Consider the following 19552-nt stretch of genomic DNA (forward strand, 5'->3'; position numbering starts at 1 on the left):
GGTCCCTCTCGGACAGTGACCGGTCGGGTCAGGACTCGAACGACTCGGGAGGCGGGCAAGCGCAGACCAGGTTCCGGTCGCCGTGCGCCTGGTCAATCCGGCCAACCGGCGGCCAGTACTTGTCCGGCGTGACGCCCGCCGGGAAGGCGGCCCGCTCGCGGGAGTAGGCTCGGGTCCACTCGCCGGCGATCGCGGCGGCGGTGTGCGGTGCCCGTCGCAGCGGGCTCTCCTCGAGGGTCCAGACGGCCTTGGCCACCAGGTCGATCTCCGCGCGGATCGCGATCATGGCCTCGCAGAAGCGGTCCAGCTCCTGCAGGCTCTCGCTCTCCGTCGGCTCGACCATCAGCGTCCCGGCGACCGGGAAGCTCATCGTCGGTGCGTGGAAGCCGTAGTCGATGAGCCGCTTGGCGATGTCGTCGACCGTCACACCCGTGGCGGCGGTGATCGGGCGTACGTCGAGGATGGACTCGTGCGCGACGAGGTCGTCCTCCCCGGCGTACAGGACCGGGAAGTGCGGCGCGAGCCGACGGGCGACGTAGTTGGCGCTCAGCACGGCAGTTTGGGTCGCCTCGGTCAGCCCCTCGGCGCCCATCATCCGGATGTAGGCCCACGGGATCGGCAGGATGCCGGCGCTGCCGAACGGTGCGGCGCTCACCGCCCCGATCCCGTCGCGGCGCTCCGTGTCGGGGTGCAGCGGGTGGGTGGGCAGGTACGGCGCGAGGTGCGCGCGCACGGCGACCGGGCCGACGCCCGGCCCGCCGCCGCCGTGCGGGATGCAGAACGTCTTGTGGAGGTTGAGGTGTGACACGTCGCCGCCGAATTCACCGGGCTTGGCGACCCCGAGCAGCGCGTTGAGGTTGGCGCCGTCGACGTACACCTGTCCGCCGTACTCGTGCACCAGCTCGCACAGCCGGGTGATGCTCTCCTCGTAGACGCCGTGCGTCGAGGGGTAGGTCACCATGATCGCGGCCAGGTCGTCGGCGTGCTTCGCGCACTTGGCCTCGAGGTCGTCGAGGTCGACCGTGCCGTCGGGCCGTGACGCCACCACGGCGACGCGCATGCCGGCCAGGGCGGCCGAGGCGGCGTTGGTGCCGTGCGCGCTTGCCGGGATCAGGCATACGTCGCGTCCGGCCTGGCCGTTGCTCCGGTGGTAGGCGCGGATCGCCAGCAGGCCCGCGAGCTCGCCCTGCGATCCGGCGTTGGGCTGGATGGAGACCTTGGCGTAGCCGGTGACCTCGGCCAGCCAGGTCTCGAGCTGCTCCGTCAGGGCCATGTACCCGGCCGCGTCCGTGATGGCCGCGAACGGGTGCAGGTCGGCGAACCCGGGCCAGCTGACCGGCTCCATCTCTGTGGTCGCGTTGAGCTTCATCGTGCAGGACCCGAGCGGGATCATGCCGCGGTCCAGCGCGAAGTCCCGGTCGGCGAGCTTGCGCAGGTAGCGCAGCATCGAGGTCTCGGAGCGGTGCTGGTGGAAGACCGGGTGGGTGAGGAAGGGGGAGGTGCGGCGCAGCCCCGACGGCAGCGCCGCCGGGGCGCCGGCCGCCAGCCCGTCCAGGCCGTCGCCGGCCCAGCCGAAGGCGTCGAGTACGAGGCGGACGTGGTCCTCCGTGGTGGCCTCGGAGCAGGAGACGCCGACGTGGTCGCCGTCCACCAGCCGCACCCGCAGGCCCTTGTCGTGCGCGGCCGCGACGACCTCCTCGGCACGGCCGGGGACCCGCACCAGCAGGGTGTCGAAGAACTCGCGGTGCACCACCGTGATCCCGCTCGCCCGCAGGCCCGCGGCGATGAGCGTGGCGTACCGGTGCGTCCGCCGGGCGATCTCGGTCAGACCGTCGGGGCCGTGGTAGACGGCGTACATCGACGCGACCACGGCGAGCAGCACCTGCGCCGTGCAGATGTTGGAGGTCGCCTTGTCGCGCCGGATGTGCTGCTCGCGGGTCTGCAGGGCGAGGCGGTACGCCGGCCGGCCGGCGTCGTCCACGGACACGCCCACGAGCCTGCCGGGCAGGTGACGTTCGAGCCCTGCGCGGACCGCGATGTAGCCGGCGTGCGGCCCGCCGTAGAACAGGGGGACACCGAACCGCTGGGACGATCCCACGACGATGTCGGCGCCGTACTCCCCCGGTGGCACGAGCAGGGTGAGCGCCAGCAGGTCGGCGGTCACGGTGACCAGCGCCCCGCGTGCCCGTGCCGCAGCGGTCACCTCGCGCAGGTCGCGGATCGCGCCCGAGCACCCGGGGTAGGACAGCACCATCCCGAAGAAGTCGTCCTCAGGCAGCGGCTTGGCGAGGTCGATCTCGATGATCTCGATGCCGACCGCGGCTGCACGCGTGCGCAGGACGTCGAGGGTCTGCGGCAGGGTGTCGCGGTCGACCAGGACGCGGGGGGAGCTCTTCTTGCCTGCGACGCGGCGCATGACCGTGACGGCCTCGGCGACCGCCGTACCCTCGTCCAGCAGCGATGCGTTGGCAGTCGGCAGCCCGGTGAGGTCGCCGACCATGGTCTGGAAATTGATCAGCGCCTCGAGTCGGCCCTGGCTGATCTCCGGCTGGTACGGCGTGTAGGCGGTGTACCACGCCGGGTCTTCCAGCACGTTGCGCCGGATCACTGCGGGCGTGGTGGTCGCGTGGTAGCCGAGGCCGATCATCGGGACGGCCGCAGTGTTCCTGCTCGCGATCTCCTGCAGCTCGGCGCGCACCTCGGCCTCGGTGGCGGCGGGGGGCAGGTTCAGGTCGGAGGTGCTCCGGATGCCGCTCGGAACGGCGGCGTCAATGAGCGCGGCCAGCGTCGGGTAGCCGACTTCGGCCAGCATCTTGGCGCGGTCGGCATCGCTGACGCCGATGTGACGGGTGGCGAACGCGCCGGACGCGGATGAGGTCATGGCGGGAGGCTCCCTGTTGGAGGCACCGCGGACGCGGCACCGTGGACGGGTGACCTCCCCGCTCTGTCATCGGTACCTGAGAGCTTCACCACCGGATCCGGCGGTTTGCACCGTGGGCGCAGGACGTGACGTCCTGTCTTTCCAGAGGAGCCTCGCCGAAGCGGTAGTTGGGCCTGAGAGATTCTGGGGAGAGTTGCTCCTTCGGCGCCTCGCCAAGGGTGGGCGAGGACTCTCCCGCCTCGGTTCGAACAGCTCGATGTTCAGTTGTCGGGCCTGGCCGAAAGGTCAGGTGGGCGTGATCAGGTCGAACACCACGGTGGCGGCAGCGACGCAGGTGATCTCGACGCAGTCATGGGCCGGGGCGGCGAGGTGTTCCGGGCTCCGAGAGACCATGCGCGAAGGTTGAACGTAGACGGGGTACAGCGAACCATGGAGACCTCCTCGAGTGTCGAGCACAGGCAGGAGCCCGTGCGGCCGAGTGAGCCTCCCCCTCTGTCATTGGCCTGAGAGCTTCGCCGCGGGAATCCGCGGCTTGCACCGTGGGCGAGGCGCGTGAGCGCCTGCTTTCCAGAGTTCGCCTCCTCTGCGCGGTAACGAGGCCTGAGAGTTTCCGGGGAGGATTTGCTCCTTCGGCGCCACGCCAACACAGAACGTGGACTCTCCCGCACAGAATCTTCAGCTCGGAGTCTTTGTTGTCCGATCCTTCGGACGGCAACTTACGGGCACCCCATGCGGCCGTCAAGTGCCCCGCGACGTAGCTGATGGCCGTCCGGTCGATAGCCCGACACTGCGGTGCAGACTGCATGGTTCTGCGTAATGATTTGTAGGAGTCCACGGAGATGTGCTGGGAGTGGCGGCCTATTTTCTGGATACGCGTTTTCTTTCCGGGAACAGCGTCCGCCGTCGGGGCACGGCTGTCGTGCACGCCGCCCCAATGCCGGCGGGCCCCCGATCACCAGGCCGTCCCCAAGGGCGGCCCAAAGACGCGCCGAGCTCCGGGTGATTGCGGCCGTGACCCGCGTAACCCTGTAGCACCTACGAGGAGATATCGATGACCTCCCCGCCCGCGACCGCGCTGGCCGAGACCATCGCGTCGCTCATGCCGCGCGCCAAGACTGAGCTCGCCGAACTGGTTGCATTCCAGTCCGTGGCCGACCCCGCCCAGTTCCCGAAGAGTGAGTGCGAGGCCGCCGCGAATTGGGTCGCCGACCTGCTCCGCGCGGAGGGGTTCAGGGACGTCGCACTGTTGGACACCCCGGACGGTACGCGTTCCGTATACGGATATCTTCCCGGCCCTGCGGATGCCCGGACCGTGCTGCTTTACGCCCACTACGATGTGCAGCCACCACTTGATGAATCCGCCTGGCTCTCGCCCCCGTTCGAGCTTGCCGAGCGCGACGGGCGCTGGTACGGGCGTGGTGCGGCCGACTGCAAGGGCGGCCTGATCATGCACATTCTCGCGCTGCGTGCGCTCAAGGCCAATGGCGGGATACCGGTCGGCGTCAAGGTTGTCGTAGAAGGTTCGGAGGAGCAGGGCACCGGAGGCCTGCAGCAGTACGCCGAGCAGCACCCGGAACTGCTTTCGGCCGACGCGATCGTCATCGGTGACGCCGGCAACTTCCGTGCCGGGCTGCCGACAGTCACCGCGACTCTGCGCGGCATGGCGTTGATGCGCGTGGAGGTGAACACTCTTGAGGGCAATCTCCACTCAGGCCAATTCGGTGGAGCCGCGCCCGACGCGCTCGCCGCGCTGATCCGCGTCCTCGACTCGCTGCGGGACGAGGACGGCTCGACGACCGTGGATGGACTGGCCGCGGACGGAACATGGGAGGGACTGCAGTACCAGGAGGAGGACTTCCGGCGGGACGCCGGGGTTCTCACAGGGGTGGCACTGACGGGTAGCGGAACGATCGCGGACCGTCTGTGGGCGCGGCCGTCCGTCACTGTGCTCGGCATCGACTGCCCGTCGGCGACCGGCGCCACTGCGTCGATTCAGGCGTCCGCACGCGCGCTGGTCAGCCTGCGGGTGCCACCAGGGACCGAAGTGGCTGGGGCGGCCACACTGCTGACCGCGCATCTCGATGCCAAGGTCCCCTGGGGTGCGCGGGTCGCGGTGGAGCAGGTTGGCCAGGGGCAGCCGTTCCAAGTGGACACCACCAGCCCGGCGTACACATCGATGGCGGAGGCCATGCGGATCGCCTACCCGGGGGAGGAGATGCAAGTCGCCGGTCAAGGCTTCTCGATCCCGCTTTGCAACACACTGGCCTCGATTTACCCGAAGGCGGAGATCCTATTGATCGGCCTTAGCGAGCCGGAGGCGCAGATCCACGCGGTGAACGAAAGCGTGTCGCCTCAAGAGCTGGAGCGGCTCTCGCTCACCGAGGCGCTGTTCCTGATCAGGTACGCGGATTCGAAGAGGAGCTGACGGCCGGCGGGCGGCAGTGGCCGTCGGCGGGGCCCCTCTTCGGGGCCCCGCCGACGAGCCGGTTGACCGGCCTGCGCAGACCGATCAATTGCTGGTGAAATACCAGGCCAGGAGAATCGAGAGGACGATGAGCAGTGTCGCGCCGGCAAGCCTTGGCACGATTCGCCTCGCCACGGGACCGACCGCCTCGAGCAGATCCAGGTGGTCTTCCGCGACACGGAGGCGAGTCCCCGCGGTGGCGGGAGCCGTGAGGCTGGTGGGAGCGCCGCCGCCGTTGGATGCCGCTGCGGGGAGCTGCGACACAGCGTCCTGGTGGGCGTCCTTGTCTTGTGACGGCTCAGAGGTGGCCGACTCAGAGGTGGCCAGCTCGGCAGACAGAGCCTGGGCGAACCGATCGATCAACGCCGACGAGACATCCTGAATGGCCCCGCGGCCGAACTGTGCGGGCTTCCCGGTCAACTTGAGCTGCGTGATCACGTGGACCTCGGTCTCGTTGCCGCGTTCACGCAGGGATGTCTCCACCGTCGCACTTGCGGTTCCGGCGCTCTTGCTGTCCTTACCGGTTGCTTCGATGACGACCCGGCGAGCGATCTCGTCCCTGACCACGAATCGGGCCTGGCCTCGGTAGGTCATCATGATCGGGCCGAGCTTGACGCGCATCCGCGCCGAGATGTCATCGCCGTCGACAGAGTCCAGTGTCGCCCCTGGAACGCATGCCACCACCCGCTCGACATCGAGCAGGACCGGCCACGCCTGGTCCGCGGGCAGGGGTACGGTGAAGGTGTTTTCGAGCTGCATGGATCACTCCCTGAGATCTGCCAGCAATGCGGTCGGTCGGGCACTTCCGCGGTGAATGGGGCCATCGATCCGCGACAGGCGCTCGCCGGTTCCACCCGCCCGGGATTGGACGATCTCGGCCGCGATGGATATCGCGGTTTCCTCCGGGGTGTGCGAACCGATGTCCAGACCGATTGGCGACGCGAGCCGCCGCAACTCGTCGTCGGTGACCCCCTGCTCCCGGAGCCGGTCGGTCCGGTCGCGGTGGGTCCGTCTGCTGCCCATCACACCGATGTAGGCGGCCGGCGTCCCGAGTGCGACCTGGAGCAGCGGTATGTCGAACTTGGGGTCGTGAGTAAGGACGCAGATCACCGTGCGCTCGTCGATATCCGTCCGGGCCAGATACCGGTGTGGCCACTCGCAGACCACTTCATGCGCCTCAGGAAACCTCCTGCGGGTCGCGAACACCGGTCTGGCGTCGCAGACGGTGACGTGGTAGCCGAGGAAGACTCCGACCCTGGCCACGGCGGAGGCGAAGTCGATGGCACCGAACACCAGCATCCTGGGAGCGGGCGTGTAGCACTGCACGAACACCGACACATCGTCGTGGCGTCGCTCCCCGTGCAGCCCGTAATGCCGGGTGCCGGTCTGCGCCTGGGCCAGCATGGCGCGGGCGTCCTCGGTCACCGCGTGGTCGAGCCGCTCGTCGCCGAGCGAGCCGGAGGCGCGGTCAGGCCACAGCGCGAGGTGAGCGCCGAGCCGGCCCCGGCCGTCGACCACGGTCGCCACCGCCACCGGCTCGCTCCGTTCGATCGACGCGACGACCTCGCCCAACTCCGGGAGCGTCGTCCGGTCGACCGGCTCCACGAAGACGTGGATGGTTCCACCGCAGGTGAGGCCAACAGCGAAGGCCTCGTCGTCGCTCACCCCGTACTTCTCGAGCGCCGGTTCGCCGCTGTCGATGGCGAGTTGAGCGGCTTCGTACACGGCGCCCTCGACGCAGCCGCCCGATACGCTGCCCACTGCCTCGCCCGCGGCGGAGACGGCCATGGCCGCCCCCGGGCCGCGGGGCGCACTGCGGGAGGTATGGATCACGGTGCCGAGGGCGAACCGCTCCCCGGAGTCGTACCAGCCGGTGATGGCGTGCAGGACGTCACGCATACGTCGCTTCCTTGGTACGAGGGGCCGCCGACCGGCGGAGGGTCACTCGATCACTCCACCGTGGACCGCCTCGGAGGAGGCGATGAACTCCGACCACTCGCCCAAGAGTTGCTCGAACTCCGGTGTGGCCAGCGCCTTGCGGTACTCCTCGATTCCGACGACCTCCAGCACCTCGAGGTAGTCGTAGGAGGGGGAGCCGTCGTCCAGCGTCGCCTCGAGCCTGGTGACCTCGTAGCGCTGGATCGCCGGGTGCCGGCGGGCGACGGGGTAGTCGGTGCGCCGAATCCAGCTCTCGTAGTCGGCCGGGTCGACACCTTCGCGGAGCTTGTTGAGGAAGAAGACGCGGTACGGCATGAGGGTCCTTTCGTCAGAGTCGGGGGAGCACTTCGCGGGCGGTGAGCTCGGCGACCTCGCCGGCCTGGTCCGCCGGGAACAGCCACAGCCCGATGGAGTCGGAGCCGGCGTCGAGCAGGCGGCGCAGCTTCGCAGCGCACTCGTCAGGGTCGCCGGCGACCGCCAGGTCATCGATCCAGGAGTCGGGCATGTCCCGCGCGACAGCCTCGGCTCCGCCGGCCGCCAGCAGCTCCGTGAGCTCGTCCTGGATCCCGTACACCTGCGACAGGGCGCTGTTGGGCATCGCAGCGAGGTAGAAGGCGATGGATTCGCGCACCGCGGCCCTGGCGACCTTGGAGTCGGAGTGGACCGAGAAGATGGTGTAGGTCACCAGCCGGTGCGGGTCGGTGCGCTGGGCTTTTTCGGCACCTTCGGCGATCCGGGCCTTGGCCCACTCGACGTAGGCCGGGCTGGCCAGGACCGACAGGATCGTGCCGTCGGCGACCGCGCCCGACACCCGCAGCCCCTTCTCGTTCACCACCCCGGTGTAGAGCGGCACGCGGGTGGCCGCCGGGTACGTCAGCTCGACGTTGTCGAACTTGAAGTGGCCCTCTTCGGTGAGCGATTTGCCGTCAAGCAGCTGCCTGACGCCGGTCACGCATTGGCGAAGGGTTTTCAATGGCGCCGGCGCCATGAGGCCCATCTGGTCCAGCCAGGCAGGCACACCGTGCCCAATACCGCCGTAAATGCGGCCCGGAAACAGTACGTCGAGAGTGGCGAGTTCCATGGCCAGGATCGCGGGGTGCCGAGTCACCGCGGAGACGATTCCGAGACCGAGCGGCAAGTGGTTGGTCCCCGCAAGCGCCGCGGCGGCCCCGGCAATTCCACCGGAGAAGAAACAGTCCTCGGAGAACCACATTTCTCCGAAACCGAGATCTTCGGCCTGGCGGGCCATGGCCACGATGTCCTTGGCGGGCATATGGCTTCCCAGGACCAGCCCGACCGGCATGTCAGTCGCTGCGTTCATCGCACGCCCACCCGTGGGTGCCGCACCGCAGATTGCTCAAGCATCGCTCCTCCTAAGGTGAGGGGCCGGGGACGAACGCCGAAGTGGATCAGCGGTGGCCGGGGAGACGCCCCGGCCCCATGTCCCGAAAACTATGAGCCCCGGACCTGCTGGTCTTCGGCGCTTCCCACGATTCCTCGCGAGAACTTGTGCATCTCGCAAGGGTGGCCCGGCGGGGGCGGAGCGGGACATTCCGCAGCCCGCCGAAGCAGTGCGCCGCGGCCCGAGTCGATCACTCTGCGTGACGCCGCTGGTCGTCAGGCCGTGTCGGGCGGGTTGCACAATTTCCGGCTCCATTGGTCGCAGAAAGCACAATGACCCGTCGGGTGCGCCGAATCTAAGGTCCATGCAGGCCGAAGGTAATTGCGTTCGTCCGCAGACATGCTGCGTCGCTGCGGACAAGGTACGAGGCTGAGGCCTGCCGGACACAACAATGGAGAGCCGATGCGCATTGGTATTGATGTAGGTGGGACGAATACCGACGCGGTCCTCATGGACGGCGATCGGGTGTGCGCGCACACCAAGGTCGCAACCACTGAAGACGTGACGACGGGCATCGCCGAGGCATTGAAATTCTTGCTGACGAGTACGCAATACGCAGCATCGGCGATCCAGGGCGTCATGATCGGCACGACGCATTTCATCAACGCGATCGTGGAGGGAAACCGCCTTGCCCCGACGGCTGCGATCCGGCTCGGGCTGCCGGCGACCGCAGCCCTGCCCCCGATGTCGAGTTGGCCCGAACGCCTGGTGCGGGCGATCGACGGCCGGGCCTACATGTGCCACGGCGGGCACGAGATCGACGGGCGGCGGATCGCTCCGCTGAGCCGCGACGAGCTGGCCAGGACGGCTGAGGAGATCGCTGCGCAGGGGGTGCGCAGCATCGCGATTTCCTCGGTGTACTCCCCGGTGAACGAGGAGTGCGAACGTGAGGCCGCCGAGATCCTCACAGGACTCCTCCCCGGGGTGTCGCTGAGCCTGTCTCATGAGATCGGGCGTATGGGCCTGCTGGAGCGCGAGAACGCCACCATCATCAACGCCTGCCTGAGCGATCTCGCCGACCACATCTGCCGCGGCTTGGCGGACGCCGTGAGCAGCGCGGGGATCGATGCGCCCCTGTTCCTCAGCCAGAACGACGGCACCCTCATGGACGTCGACTACGCGCGCAGCTACCCGGTCGCCACCTTCGCTTCCGGACCGACGAACTCGATGCGCGGCGCGGCCTTCCTGTCCGGCCTGCGCGACTGCGCCGTGGTGGACGTCGGCGGCACCACGACGGATGTGGGCATGCTCCGCAACGGCTTCCCGCACGAAGCCTCGACCGAGGTCAGCGTGAGCGGTATCCGCACCAACTTCCGTATGCCCGACGTCCTCTCGATCGGTATCGGCGGAGGCAGTCGCGTACGGGCCGAGCCGTTCGGCGTCGGCCCCGACAGCGTCGGCTACCGGCTGACCGAGAAGGCTCTGGTGTTCGGAGGTGACACGCTGACCTGCACCGATATAGCGGTGGCTGCCGGGATAGCCGACATCGGGGACCGGAGCCTGGTCCGCCATCTCGACCGGTCGTTCATCGACGCCGTGTTGCAGCGGATCTCCGAGGACATGACCAACGTGGTGGACCGGGTGCGCACCAGCTCCGAGCCCATCGCCGTGGTGGCCGTCGGCGGCGGCAGCATCCTTGTCCCGGAGAGCCTCCCCGGCGTCGGTGAGGTGCGGCGGCCGGAGTTCTTCGCCACCGCGAACGCGATCGGCGCGGCCATCGCGCAGGTGGGCGGTGAGATCGACCGCATGTACTCGATCCAGCCCGGCCAGCGGGACGCCGTGCTCGACGAGGCCAAGCAAGAGGCCGTCGACAAAGCGGTGTCGGCCGGTGCCAGCCGCTCGTCGGTGCAGATCGTGGATGTCGATGAAGTCCCCCTGGCCTACCTGCCGGGCAACGCGACACGCATCCGGGTCAAGGCAGTGGGAGACCTCATCCTCGCCCGGTGAGGCGGCGCGGTGTCGGGCGATCGAAAGGACAACAGGAACATGGCGTACACGATTGAACTTCACGACGTGGAAGACCTGGCGCGGGGCGCCGCCCTGCTGGGGACCGGTGGCGGCGGAGATCCCTACATCGGGACGCTGCTGGTGGCCGAGGAACTGCGGCGCGGCCGCACCATCCGGCTGATCGAGCCGGAGGAGGTCGACGACGAGGCGCTCGTCATCGCCAGCGCCTTCATGGGCGCACCGACCGTCGTCATTGAGAAGATCCCCGGCGGGGACGAGCCGGTGACGGCACTGCGCCGGCTGGAGCAGCATCTCGGCAGGAAGGCCGATGCCATCATTCCGATGGAGTGCGGCGGCCTGAACTCCATGGTCCCGCTGCTGGTCGCGGCGCGCACCGGGCTGCCGATCGTCGACGGCGACGGGATGGGACGCGCCTTCCCCGAGCTGCAGATGGAGACCTTCGGGGTGTACGGGGTCGCGGGCTCACCGATCGCGATCTGCGACGAGCGCCAGAACGTGACGATCATCGACACCGGCGATGACAACCGCAGCATGGAGTGGTTCGCGCGCGGAGTGACGATCCGGATGGGCGGCGTCTCCTACATCGCCGAATACCCCATGAGCGGCGCCGACGTGAAGCGCACCGCGATCCCGGGGACCATGACGCTGGCCCTCCGCATCGGCAGGGTGATCCGGGAGGCCAGGGAGAGCCAGCGGGATCCGTTTCAGGCGTTGATCGACTACCTGTCCGGCACCATCTACGAGCACGCACGCATCCTGCTCGAGGGCAAGGTCGTCGACATCGAGCGCCGCAGCGCCGACGGGTTCGTCCGCGGCACCGCGACCATCGCGACGTTCGACGGCGCGACGAAGGTGGAGCTCACCTTCCAGAACGAGCACTTGGTGGCCCGCAGCGACGGAAAGCTGCTCGCGATCGTCCCGGACCTCATCTCGGTGCTCGATGCCGAGACCGCGACGCCGATCACGACCGAGGCGCTGCGCTACGGGCAGCGCGTTCGGGTGGTCGCCATCTCCACGCCGGCGATCATGCGTACCCCCGAGGCGCTGGACGTCTTCGGTCCCCGGGCCTTCGGCCTGGACCACGACTGGACGCCGGTCGAGAAGCTCGCGCCGCTGTGACGCGGACCAAAACACCCAGGAGCACCCATGCAGTCGCAGACTTACTCCATCGGCGTGATCGGTGGCACGGGCCCGCAGGGCAAGGGACTGGCGTACCGGTTCGCCCGCGCCGGACACCGGGTCTTCCTCGGATCCCGTTCGCCCGAGCGGGCGCAGGAGGCGGCCCAGGAGCTGGGCGCCAGACTTCGCGTGGACCGGGCCGTCACCGGGACGTCCAATGCCACGGCCGCCGAGGTCAATGATGTCGTCGTGCTGGCCGTTCCATGGAACGGCCACGCCGAGCTCGTGGAAGGTCTGCGCGACGAGCTGGCCGGCAAGATCGTGATCAGCTGCGTCAATCCGCTGGGGTTCGACAAACGCGGCCCGTACGGCCTGCCGGTGAGCCAGGGCAGTGCCGCCGAACAGGCCGCAGCGTTGTTGCCGGGCAGCCGCGTGGTCGGGGCATTCCACCACGTGTCCGCGGTGAGCCTGCTCGGCGACGCCGAGTACCTCAAGGACGAGGACGTCCTCGTCTGCGGTGACGACGCGGCCGCGAAGGGCGTCGTTCAGGAGCTCGTCCGCACGGTCACCGGCCGGACCGGAGTGGACGCCGGGGCATTGCGTCTGGCCCGCCAGCTCGAACCGCTGACAGCGGTGCTCATCTCGATCAACAAGAAGTACACGACGCACTCCGGCCTCGCTGTCACCGGCCTGACCAGAAGTCACTGAACGCGGAGGTGCACATGTCTCTCATCGTCAAGCCCGGCACGGCCTGGACGGATGCCTACGCGCGTTGCATGGCGGTTGCGCCGGAGGCCTTCCACGACGACCGCGTCCTCAACCTGTGGGGCGGCCAGTGGCGCCGCGACGGTGCCCCGATCCCGGCGACCTCCGCGGTCGACGGAACTGAGATCGCCGGACCGCCATTTCTGAGTCCGGAGGAGGCCTCCGCCGCGGTCGCCGCCGCCGCGCAGGCGCACCGCGAGTGGCGGCAGGTGCCGCTCGCGGAGCGCAAGGCCAGGGTCACGGCCGCGCTGGACGCGCTCGAGGCCCACCGGGACCTGCTGTCCCTGCTGCTGGTGTGGGAGATCGGCAAGCCGTGGCGCTTGGCAACCGCCGACGTGGACCGCTGCATCGACGGAGTGCGGTGGTACGTCGAGGAAATCGACCGGATGCTCGTCGGCCGCACGCCACTGGCGGGACCGGTCAGCAACATCGCTAGCTGGAACTACCCGATGAGCGTGCTGATGCACGCCATGCTCGTCCAGTTGCTCGCCGGCAACGCCGTGATCGCGAAGACGCCGACCGACGGCGGACTGGCCTGCCTGACGCTGGCCTGCGCGCTCGCAGCGGGTGAGGGCCTGCCCATCACGCTGGTCAGCGGTTCCGGGAGGACGCTCGCCCCGGCCCTGGTGGCGGCACCGGAGATCAGCTGCGTCTCGTTCGTCGGCGGACGCGCGGCCGGGAGCCAGGTCGAGAGCCTCGTCGACCAGGGCAAGCGGCACATCCTGGAGCAGGAAGGTCTGAACTGCTGGGGGGTGTGGGAGTTCAGCGACTGGAAGACACTCGCCGGCCATCTGCGCAAGAGCTTCGACTACGCCAAGCAGCGGTGCACCGCCTACCCCCGCTACGTGGTGCAGCGCTCGCTGTTCGACGACTTCCTCGCGGCCTACCTGCCCGTGCTGGACGAGGTCCGGTTCGGGCACCCGCTCGCGGTCGCTGCACCGGACGACGCTCTGCCCGATCTCGACTACGGGCCACTCATCAACGCCGCCAAGGTCAAAGAGTTGAACGACGCCGTGGCGGAGACCCTCGACCGGGGCGGTGTTCCCCTGTACCGGGGAGAGGTCGGCCAAGGCCGCTTCATCGACGGCCAGGACCGCTCCGCCTACCTGGCGCCGGCCGCGATCCTGAGCCCCCCGAGCTCGTCCGCGCTCTTCCACGCCGAACCGTTCGGCCCCGTCGACACCATCGTGCTCGTCGACACCGAAGCCGAGCTGCTCGCCGCGATGAACGCCAGCAACGGAGCCCTGGTCGCGTCCCTCGCCTGCGACGACGAGGCGACGGCCCAGCGGCTGGGCAGGCAGTTGCAGGCGTTCAAGGTGGGGATCAACAAGCCGCGGTCCCGCGGCGACCGCGAGGAGGTCTTCGGCGGCAACGGAGCCTCGTGGCGCGGCGCATTCGTGGGAGGGGAGCTGCTCGTGCGGGCGGTGACCGACGGCGCGCCTGACGACCCGCTGCACGGCAACTTCCCGTCCTACACCCTGCATCCCGCGACCTGAGACGAGGCACCGCATGGGCCGGATCACCGAGCAGACACCAATGCTCGTCGACACCTACGGCCGGGTGGCGACCGACCTTCGGGTATCGCTGACGGATCGGTGCAACCTGCGCTGCACGTACTGCATGCCCGCCGAGGGTTTGGACTGGCTTCCCAAACCCGAGCTGCTGACCGCGGACGAGATCGTCCGACTGATCCGCATCGCGGTGACGCAGCTCGGCGTACGGGAGATCCGCTTCACCGGCGGCGAGCCACTGCTGCGGCGTGACCTGCTCGATGTGGTCGGCCGGGTCGCCACGCTTCAGCCACGGCCCCAGATGTCGTTGACCACCAACGGTATCGGCCTGGCCCGCCTCGCCGTGCCGCTGCGCGAGGCGGGCCTCGACCGCGTCAACGTCTCCCTGGACACGTTGGTGCCCGAGAGGTTCCGCAAGCTCGCGCGGCGGGACCGACTGGCCGATGTGGTCGCTGGGCTCGCGGCGGCTGACGCCGCGGGCCTGCGGCCGGTCAAGGTGAACGCGGTGCTCATGCGCGGCGTCAACGACGACGAGGCACCCGAGCTGCTGCGCTGGTGTCTGGAGCGGGGGTACGAGCTGCGCTTCATCGAACAGATGCCGCTGGACGCGCAGCACCGCTGGAGCCGTGACGGCATGGTGACCGCCGCGGAGATCCTCGACTCGCTGTCGGCGGTGTTCGACCTCGCCCCGGAGGGCGAGGGGCTTCGTGGCAGTGCCCCGGCGGAATCCTGGCTGGTGGACGGCGGTCCGGGGCGGGTCGGTGCCATCGCCAGCGTGACCCGGCCGTTCTGCGGCTCCTGCGACCGGACGCGGCTCACCGCGGACGGCCAGATTCGCAACTGCCTGTTCGCGCGGGAGGAGTCCGATCTGCGCACCCCGCTGCGTGCCGGAGCCACCGATGAGGAGATCGCCGAACAGTGGAGAGCCGCGATGTGGACGAAGAAGGCGGGTGCGGGCATCGACGACCTGGGATTCCTGCAGCCGAGCAGGCCGATGTCCGCCATCGGGGGCTGAGAGCTCCTTCCAGGGAGAGAAAGAGGACCTCCATGCAGATCCGCGTGCTGTATTTCGGTGCGCTGCGCGAACGGTTCGTCGGTGCCCACGAGGAGAAGGTCACCGTCGCCGACGGTACGACACTCGGCCGGCTCATCGACCAGCTGTGCCACACGCACCCTGGCCTGGCGGGTGTCCGCCGCCATGTCAAAGCGGCCGTGAACGAAGACTTCGCATCCGCGGAGCAGCCCTTGGCCGATGGTGACGTCGTCGCGATGATCCCCCCGGTGGCCGGTGGCGCCGAGCCCTACTGCCGCCTCAGCGAACAGCCCCTCAGCGTGGACGAAGTCCTGGCCGCTGTCACGGGGCCGGGGCAGGGGGGCACCGTTGTGTTCATCGGCACCGTGCGGGACCACAACCAGGGCAGGCAGGTGACGCGCCTGGAATACGAGGCCTACCCGGGCATGGTCCTCAAGACCCTGGCCGACATCGTCCACCGGTGCCAGTCCATCGCGACCGGGGTCCGTGTCGCGGTCGCTCATCGCACCGGTCCACTCGAGATCGGCGAAGCGGCCGTCGTCATCGCCGCATCCGCCCCGCATCGGGCAGAAGCGTTCGAGGCGGCTCGGATGTGCATCGAGCTGCTCAAGGAAGAAGTGCCGATCTGGAAGAAGGAGATCTCTCCGGACGGCGCCGAGTGGATTGGCATGGGTCCATGAGCCCCGGGTTCGGACCCCTCACGCAGCCCACGCCGCGGCCTGCGTTCCCGCCATGTCCGCCACGTCCGCTCCGAGCGGCAACGGACACTGATTGGCTCGAGGCTCTGAAAACACAACACCGCGAGGTGATTTGGTGAGTACGACCACGAACAGTTGCGAGGTACTACCGGCCACCTCGGTCGACGAGGCGGTGCGCGCACTGGCCGACCTCGGTGACCGCGGAGCGGCGCTGGCCGCTGGAACCTGGGTGATGCGCTCCTCCTTGCGGGGTGAGGACCAGCGTTCCTGCTACGTCTCCCTGAATGGCATCGCAGAGCTGCGCGCGATCCAGTCGGGCGAGGAGGTTTCGCTGGGCGCACTCACGACGCACACCGACCTCGCGTCCTGCGCACTGCCCGCCGCGCTCGCGGGGCTGGTCGGCGCGGCAGGTCAGTCCGCGTTCCCCCAGGTGCGGAACGTGGCGACGCTGGGCGGCAACATCGGTGCGACCGGGTTCGCGGAGGCGGATCTGGTGCCCGCCCTGCTCGCTCTCGACGCCCGGCTCGAGACGGCCTCGCCGCGGGGCCGGGCGACCGTGCCGCTCGGCGACTACCTGCGTGAGCGAGCGCAGCGGCCCGCGGACGAAATCATCGTGCGGGCGCTGGTTGCGGCGCCGGTCACCCGTCGCTCCGCGTTCGTCCGCCTGACCGTGCGCGGCGGCGGCGAGTACGCCATCGCCAATGTCTGCGTCTGTGTGGATCTCGATCCCGACGGAGTCGTCACCGCGGCGCGCGTGGCGATCGGATCCGTGGAACCTGTCGCCCGGCTGTCGCACGCCGCGGCCGACGCGCTGGTCGGCTACCGGCCGTCGGCCGCCGCCGGTGAGAAGGCGGGCCGGCTGGCCGCGGCCGACTGCACGCCGAGGGACGGTCTGGACGCCCCCGGTTGGTACCGCCGCGAGGTGCTGCCGTCGCTGGCGCGCCGCGCGTGCGCGGAACTTGTCGCCTAGGAGGATGTCGTGTCGTACGCGTTCACGCTCAACGGCCGAGGCGTCGATGTCGACGTCCCAGGGCTGACACCACTGCTGGAGGTACTGCGCGAGCGCTTGGGCCTCACCGGAGCCAAACCCGGCTGCGGTGAGGGACGGTGCGGCGCGTGCACCGTCCTGCTCGACGATCAGCCCGTCGGGTCCTGCCTGCTCCCCGTGTCCACCGTGGAAGGACGCTCGGTGCGCACCGTGGAATCGCTGGCCGGCGCGGACGGCCCGCTCAGCCCCGTCCAGGACGCGCTGCTCGACGCCGGCGGAGTGCAGTGCGGGGCCTGCATACCGGGCGTGGCGATGACCCTGACCGCGCTCGTGGAGCAGGGCCGCGACCTGACGGAGGACATCGTGCGCCAGTCCCTGACCGGTAATATCTGCCGCTGCACCGGCTACCAGAAGATCGTCGATGCGGCACTGCGCGCCGCCGGAACCGATGGAGGCCGGCGATGACAGTCGTGGGTACCAGCGTCCGCCGAGCGGACGGGGACGCGAAGGTGCGCGGAACCGCGGTGTACGGCATGGACTACACCGAACCGGGCGCACTGGTGGTCCGAGTGTTGCGCTCCTCCGTGCCGGCCGCGCGGATCACCCGGCTGGACACCGGCCGGGCGGAGAAGATCCCGGGGGTCCGGGCGGTCGCCACCGCGGCCGACACACCGGGTCTGTCCGGCATGCTCGTCCTCAAGGACCAGACGGTGTTCGCCCGCGGCGAGATCCGCTACGTCGGCGAGCCGATCGCCGCGGTCGCCGCGGACACCGCCGAGCAGGCCGACGCGGCGATCGCCGCGATCGCATTGGAGATCGACCCGCTCGAACCGGTCTACGATCTCGAATCGGCACTTGCCGACGACGCAAGGGTCATCCACCCCGACTGGGAGAGCTACGAGACCCTCCTGGAGGGGCCCCGCGGCGGGAACCTGGCCTGGGAGGCGCGGGTCGAACAGGGCGAGGTGGAGGCCGCTTTCGCCTCGGCTCATCTGGTGGTCGAGGACGAGTACCGCACCCCCCGCCAGCATCAGTGCTCGATCGAGCCGCACGCCGCCGTCGCCCGCTACGAGCAGGGCCGCTACATCGTCCACACCCCGACCCAGTTCCCCTTCCTGGTACGTGGGCGGGTCGGCGAACTGCTCGGCGTCCGCCCCTCCAGTGTGCGGGTCATGGTGCCCACCATCGGCGGCGGGTTCGGCGGCAAGCTGGACGCGATGCTCGAGCCGATTGCATGCGTCCTGGCGCGCAAGGCCGGGCGTCCGGTGCGAGTGGTGAACAGCCGGGCCGAGGAGCAGGCCACCTGCGGCCCGAGGGAGAACGCCATCGTCCGCCTGCGTACTGCGGTGGCAAAGGACGGCACCATCCTCGCCCAGGAGGGCGTGATCCTCTGCGACAACGGCGCGAACTCCAGCGGCGAGACAGTGGCGTGCTCGAACTTGGCACCGCTCGCCCTCGGCGGGACCTACCGGATCCCCAACGTCCGCTACGTCAGCAAGGTCGTCTACACCAACACCGCGCCCACCGCCGCGTTCCGGGGCGTCAACGGTAACTACTGCGTCTTCGCCCAGGAGATGCACCTGGACCACATCGCTCGTGAACTCGGCCTCGACCGGCGGGGTTTGCGACTGCGCAATGTCCTGAAGGCCGGCGAGCAGATGGTCAACGGCCAGCAACTCGACGACGCCTTCCTCGAGCAGGCACTGGCCAAGGCCGACGAGATCGCGCCGTGGGACGAGCTGACCGCCACGCGCCGGCCGCTGCGGGGCATCGCGGTGGTGCCGATGACCTGGGTCACCAACCCCGGTCCGGCCGCAGCGACGGTCAAGCTGGGCGAGGACGGTACGGTCACGGTGACCAGCGCGGCCGCCGAGATCGGCACCGGCGGGGTAGCCACCGGAATCCGTCAGATAGTCGCCGGCGAGCTGGGCGTGCCGTTCGAGGATGTGCTGGTGACGCCTGCCGACACCGACGCGGCAGGCTACGACCACGGCGCCCAGGGCAGCCGGACGACCTTCGGGGCGGGCAGCGCGGCGCTCGACGCCGCGGCGCAGGTCCGCGAGCAGGTGCTGGACGTGGCCTCCGGGATGCTCGAGGCCGCCCCGGAGGACCTGGAGCTGGTCGACGGCCACGTAGGTGTGGCGGGCGCGCCGGGACGGCGGGTCAGCTTGGCCGCGGTCGCCGCGACCGCGATGTGGGCGTCCGGCCCGATCTCGGCGGCCGGCAAGTTCGTCGCCCCGCCGGTGCCGTTCGACGCGGGCTGCATGGTGGGGGCGGCGTTCACGCACTTCAGCGCGGCCTCCTACCACGCACACCTGGCCGAGGTGGAGGTCGATCCGGACACCGGGCAGGTACGGGTCACCCGCTACGTCGTCGTACAGGACGTCGGCCGGGCCATCAACCCGCAGATGATCGAGGGCCAGATCCAGGGCGGTGTGGCGCAGGGTATTGGTTACGCCCTTTACGAGAACCTGCGGGTCAGCGACGGGGTCGTCGTGGACAGCGGCCTGGAGACCTACCGGCTGCCGACCGCACTCGACGTACCGCCGATCGAGATCGCGATTCTGGAGAACCCCTGCCCGTACGGACCCTTGGGCGCCAAGGGAGTGGCGGAGCCGCCCATCATCCCGGTCGCCGCCGTCATCGGCTGCGCCGTCGCTGACGCGATCGGCACCCCGCTGCGGTCGCTCCCGCTCACGCCGTTCGACGTGCTCGCCGCGCTGCGCCGCCGGGACGAGGAGATCGGCTCGGATGACTGACCGCTGGTGAAAGTCGTTCCGACACG

General features: G+C 69.4%; 15 protein-coding genes and 2 riboswitches. Of the genes, 10 read left to right on the forward strand and 5 right to left on the reverse strand.

Annotated features, from left to right (window positions below; all coding sequences use genetic code 11):
• Window positions 1-28: 28 nt before the first annotated feature.
• Complete coding sequence (gene gcvP, locus ABZS71_RS04840) at window positions 29-2881, reverse strand: aminomethyl-transferring glycine dehydrogenase (RefSeq protein WP_356207624.1); 2853 nt, start codon at window positions 2879-2881, stop codon at window positions 29-31.
• Window positions 2882-3032: 151 nt separating this feature from the next.
• Window positions 3033-3128: riboswitch (glycine riboswitch) on the reverse strand.
• Window positions 3129-3459: 331 nt separating this feature from the next.
• Window positions 3460-3556: riboswitch (glycine riboswitch) on the reverse strand.
• Window positions 3557-3932: 376 nt separating this feature from the next.
• On the opposite strand from gcvP, the gene ABZS71_RS04845 reads away from it, so the two are divergent.
• Window positions 3933-5306, forward strand: a complete 1374-nt coding sequence (locus ABZS71_RS04845) for a dipeptidase (RefSeq protein ID WP_356207625.1) — start codon at window positions 3933-3935, stop codon at window positions 5304-5306.
• Window positions 5307-5390: 84 nt separating this feature from the next.
• On the opposite strand, the gene ABZS71_RS04850 is transcribed toward ABZS71_RS04845, so the two are convergent.
• The 4 genes from ABZS71_RS04850 to ABZS71_RS04865 are packed head-to-tail and all read right to left on the reverse strand — an operon-like array spanning window position 5391 to window position 8556.
• The gene (locus tag ABZS71_RS04850; protein WP_356207626.1) at window positions 5391-6104 is read right to left on the reverse strand and encodes an SRPBCC family protein; all 714 of its coding nucleotides are present in this window, start codon (window positions 6102-6104) and stop codon (window positions 5391-5393) included.
• Between the two features lie 3 nt (window positions 6105-6107).
• Window positions 6108-7244, reverse strand: a complete 1137-nt coding sequence (locus ABZS71_RS04855; RefSeq protein WP_356207628.1) for an XdhC/CoxI family protein — start codon at window positions 7242-7244, stop codon at window positions 6108-6110.
• 42 nt (window positions 7245-7286) lie between these two features.
• Entirely contained in the window at window positions 7287-7598 is a 312-nt protein-coding gene (locus ABZS71_RS04860) for a hypothetical protein (protein ID WP_355842635.1), read from the reverse strand.
• Between the two features lie 13 nt (window positions 7599-7611).
• The gene (locus tag ABZS71_RS04865; protein WP_355842638.1) at window positions 7612-8556 is read right to left on the reverse strand and encodes an LLM class flavin-dependent oxidoreductase; all 945 of its coding nucleotides are present in this window, start codon (window positions 8554-8556) and stop codon (window positions 7612-7614) included.
• Between the two features lie 531 nt (window positions 8557-9087).
• Between ABZS71_RS04865 and ABZS71_RS04870 the strand changes: the two genes are divergently transcribed.
• The 9 genes from ABZS71_RS04870 to ABZS71_RS04910 all read left to right on the forward strand — a co-directional run bounded on the left by ABZS71_RS04870 (window position 9088) and on the right by ABZS71_RS04910 (window position 19526).
• Entirely contained in the window at window positions 9088-10632 is a 1545-nt protein-coding gene (locus ABZS71_RS04870; RefSeq protein ID WP_356207630.1) for a hydantoinase/oxoprolinase family protein, read from the forward strand.
• A 39-nt stretch (window positions 10633-10671) separates the two neighbouring features.
• A complete protein-coding gene (locus ABZS71_RS04875; protein WP_356207631.1) occupies window positions 10672-11772 on the forward strand; it encodes a DUF917 domain-containing protein in 1101 nt (366 codons plus the stop codon).
• 27 nt (window positions 11773-11799) lie between these two features.
• Window positions 11800-12480, forward strand: a complete 681-nt coding sequence (gene npdG, locus ABZS71_RS04880; protein WP_356207632.1) for an NADPH-dependent F420 reductase — start codon at window positions 11800-11802, stop codon at window positions 12478-12480.
• Between the two features lie 14 nt (window positions 12481-12494).
• Window positions 12495-14033, forward strand: a complete 1539-nt coding sequence (locus ABZS71_RS04885; protein WP_356207633.1) for an aldehyde dehydrogenase family protein — start codon at window positions 12495-12497, stop codon at window positions 14031-14033.
• Window positions 14034-14073: 40 nt separating this feature from the next.
• Window positions 14074-15063 (forward strand): GTP 3',8-cyclase MoaA, encoded by a 990-nt coding sequence (gene moaA / locus ABZS71_RS04890; protein WP_356207868.1) that lies wholly within the window; start codon window positions 14074-14076, stop codon window positions 15061-15063.
• 32 nt (window positions 15064-15095) lie between these two features.
• Window positions 15096-15761 (forward strand): molybdopterin converting factor subunit 1, encoded by a 666-nt coding sequence (gene moaD / locus ABZS71_RS04895; protein WP_355842653.1) that lies wholly within the window; start codon window positions 15096-15098, stop codon window positions 15759-15761.
• Between the two features lie 133 nt (window positions 15762-15894).
• On the forward strand, window positions 15895-16749 hold the full coding sequence (locus tag ABZS71_RS04900) for an FAD binding domain-containing protein (protein ID WP_356207634.1): 855 nt from the start codon (window positions 15895-15897) through the stop codon (window positions 16747-16749).
• A 9-nt stretch (window positions 16750-16758) separates the two neighbouring features.
• Window positions 16759-17232, forward strand: a complete 474-nt coding sequence (locus tag ABZS71_RS04905; protein WP_356207635.1) for a (2Fe-2S)-binding protein — start codon at window positions 16759-16761, stop codon at window positions 17230-17232.
• Complete coding sequence (locus ABZS71_RS04910; protein ID WP_356207637.1) at window positions 17229-19526, forward strand: xanthine dehydrogenase family protein molybdopterin-binding subunit; 2298 nt, start codon at window positions 17229-17231, stop codon at window positions 19524-19526. The genes ABZS71_RS04905 and ABZS71_RS04910 overlap by 4 nt, the downstream gene beginning before the upstream one ends.
• Window positions 19527-19552: the final 26 nt, after the last annotated feature.

Origin of the sequence: Streptomyces sp. NPDC005393, from assembly GCF_040606675.1 — a bacterium.
Taxonomy (GTDB): Bacteria; Actinomycetota; Actinomycetes; order Streptomycetales; family Streptomycetaceae; genus Streptomyces.